Source organism: Saccharopolyspora sp. (genome assembly GCF_017434145.1).
Taxonomy (GTDB): Bacteria; Actinomycetota; Actinomycetes; order Mycobacteriales; family Pseudonocardiaceae; genus Saccharopolyspora_C; species Saccharopolyspora_C galaxeae.
Genome location: NZ_JAFRFW010000519.1, coordinates 1 through 2,667 on the forward strand (window position 1 = coordinate 1; position 2,667 = coordinate 2,667).

Sequence of the window (2,667 nt, forward strand, 5' to 3'; positions counted from 1 at the left end):
ATGTCGCCGAGGGGGAAGCCTTCCAGCAGCGCGAGCTGCTGGGCGAACACCGGGCCTTGCGACCAGGGGCCGGGCTTGAACACGTCCACCCCGCGGTACGGCTGGTGCAGCGCACGATCGACCTCCGGCCGCCAGCCCGCGAGATCCTGCCCGGTGAGCAGCCCCGGGTTGCGGCGCCCGGTCGCGTCCAGCACCGGACCGGCGGAGACGAACTTGTCGATCGCTTCCGCCGCGAAGCCTTCGTAGAACGCCCGGTGGGCTGCGCCCAGCTGCTCCTCCCGATCGGCGGAGGCGGCCTCCGCCTCGCCCAGCAACCGCCGGTAGGTCTCGGCCAGCATCGGGTTGCTGAACCGCGAGCCCGCGGGCGGTGCCGCGCCGTGCGGCAGGTAGACCTGTGCCGAGCTGGGCCATTCGGTGTTGAACAGCGGGGACATCGTCTCGATCGCCCGCGCCATCTCCGGCAGGACCGGGAAGCCGGACTCGGCGTAGCCGATCGCCGGCGCGAGCACCTCTGCCAGCCGCTTCGTGCCGAACTCCGCGAGCAGCCGCAGCCAAGCCCCCATCGCTCCAGGCACGCAAGCGGGCAGCAGCCCCGAGCCCGGGATCTGGTCCAGTCCCAGTTCCGCGAACCGCTCGGGCGTCGCGGCCATCGGCATCGGGCCTTGACCGCACACCGCCACGGCGTCCTCGGTCCCGGCCCGGTGCGCGACGATCGAAACATCGCCGCCCGGACCGTTGAAATGCGGCTCGACCACCTGCAGCACGAATCCGGCCGCCACCGCAGCGTCGAAGGCATTCCCCTCCCGCTCCAGAACGGCCATCGCGACTCCCGAGGCCAGCCAATTCGTGGACGCTACCGCGCCATGCGTTCCCCTGAGTTCCGGTCGTGCAAAGTTCACTGGCCCACCGCCGAATCCTTTTGGGCACTGCACAATTCCGCGGCACGAGCTTAATTGACCGGGCAGGGAACCGGGGCGGTGCGCACGCCTGTCTCGCCGGCGAGACAGGAGCGTCCCGCCATCTCCTCGCGCTTTTCCGCGCGCGGGAGAACACCGGACCGCGCCCCGGGCGGACACCGAACGCGCACCACTTCTCGACGCGGCTCGCCTATCGTTGCCGCCATGACGGTCAACTCTGGCAGGCCGGCCGGAAACGATGCCCGCGTCCGGGAGCTGTCCGCGGAACAACGGAAGCTCGTCGAAATGCGGTTGCGGGGGGCTGCGAACACTTCTGCGCCCGTTCCGGAGATCTCCCCGCGCGATCCGGAAAAGCCGGACGAGGCGTCGTTCGCGCAACGGCGGCTGTGGTTTCTCGAACAACTCGTTCCGCGGTCCGCCATGTACACCGTCGAAAGCCTCTGGCAGATCAACGGCCCCCTCGACACCACGTCGCTGGCGCAGGCGCTGGAACACGTGTGGCGCCGCCACGACGTTCTGCGCACCCGTTTCGCCGACCGCGCCGGAGAACCGCGACCGATCATCGACCCGCCGCACGGCTTCGAGCTGCCGGTCACCGAGGTTCCCGCGGCTTCGATCGGCGAAGCGCGCGAATTCGCCCGGGACGCGGTCGCGCAGGACGCGGCGCGCGGATTCGACCTCGTCTCCGGCCCGCTGCTGCGCGCGCACTTGTGGCGCTGGCAGGACGAGTGCCACTTCCTGCAGATCAACCTGCACCACATCATCGTGGACGGCTGGTCGATCCAGGTGCTGTGGGACGAACTCCGTTCGGCGTACCGGGCGTTCTCCCGGGGGGAGACCGACCCGCTGCCGCGGCTGCCGATCCAGTACCCGGATTTCGCCGCGTGGCAGCGCGCCTGGCTGGAAGGCCCGGAGGCGATCCCGCACCTGCGGTACTGGCGCGAAAACCTCGCCGCCGCCCCCGACCCGATCCCCCTGCGCACCGACCACCCGCGCCCGTCGGTCCTAAGCGGACAGGCGGACGAGGTCGGCTACGTGGTCCCCGCCGAGATCACCGATCAGCTCCGCGCGCTGGGCAACGAGCACGGTGCCTCGCTGTTCATGGTGCTGCTGACCGGTTTCGCCGCCGCGCTGTCGCGGTACGGCCCGGGTGGCGACCTCGTCGTCGGAACCCCAGCGGCAGGCCGCTCGACCACCGAACTCGAGCGGCTCATCGGCTTCTTCGTGAACTCGATCCCGCTGCGGTTGCGCTGGGACGGCGACCCGACGTTGCACGAGCTGCTCGAGGTGGTCCGCGAAACCACGCTCGAAGCCCACAGCCACGAGCAGATCCCGTTCGAGCGCATCGTGGAGGAGGTCGCGCCGCGGCGGGAGGCCAACCGCAACCCGCTGTTCCAGATCTGGTTCGACGGCGGCCGCGAGGTCGAACGGCCCGAACTGCCGGGCGCCACCGTCGAACGGCTCGAGACGGGGTTCCGCAACACCCGCTTCGACCTGGAGATGCGGCTGGAAGTGCGGGGCCGCGAACTCGTCGGCTCACTGCTGTACAACACCGACCTGTTCGAGGCGGCAACCGCGCGGCGCCTGGTCGAGAACTACCGCAGCGCGTTGGCGGCACTGGCCCGCAGGCCCGCGGCCGGCCTGTCCGCACTGCCCGTCCCCGCACCGGCGGAGGCCGAGCTGGTCGTGCGCGAGTGGAACCGGACCGGCCACCGGGCCACGCCGACGGCCGACCTGCTCGCCGAGTTCG

General features: G+C 70.8%; 2 protein-coding genes. One reads left to right on the forward strand and one right to left on the reverse strand.

What is annotated here, in order from left to right; genetic code table 11:
* Nucleotides 1-821, reverse strand: an 821-nt coding sequence (locus tag IJH84_RS14365) for a gamma-glutamyltransferase (protein ID WP_295145214.1), incomplete at its 3' end; no start/stop codon positions are given.
* 300 nt (nucleotides 822-1,121) lie between these two features.
* On the opposite strand from IJH84_RS14365, the gene IJH84_RS14370 reads away from it, so the two are divergent.
* The coding region (locus IJH84_RS14370; protein WP_295145217.1) for a condensation domain-containing protein at nucleotides 1,122-2,667 on the forward strand (1,546 nt) is incomplete at its 3' end.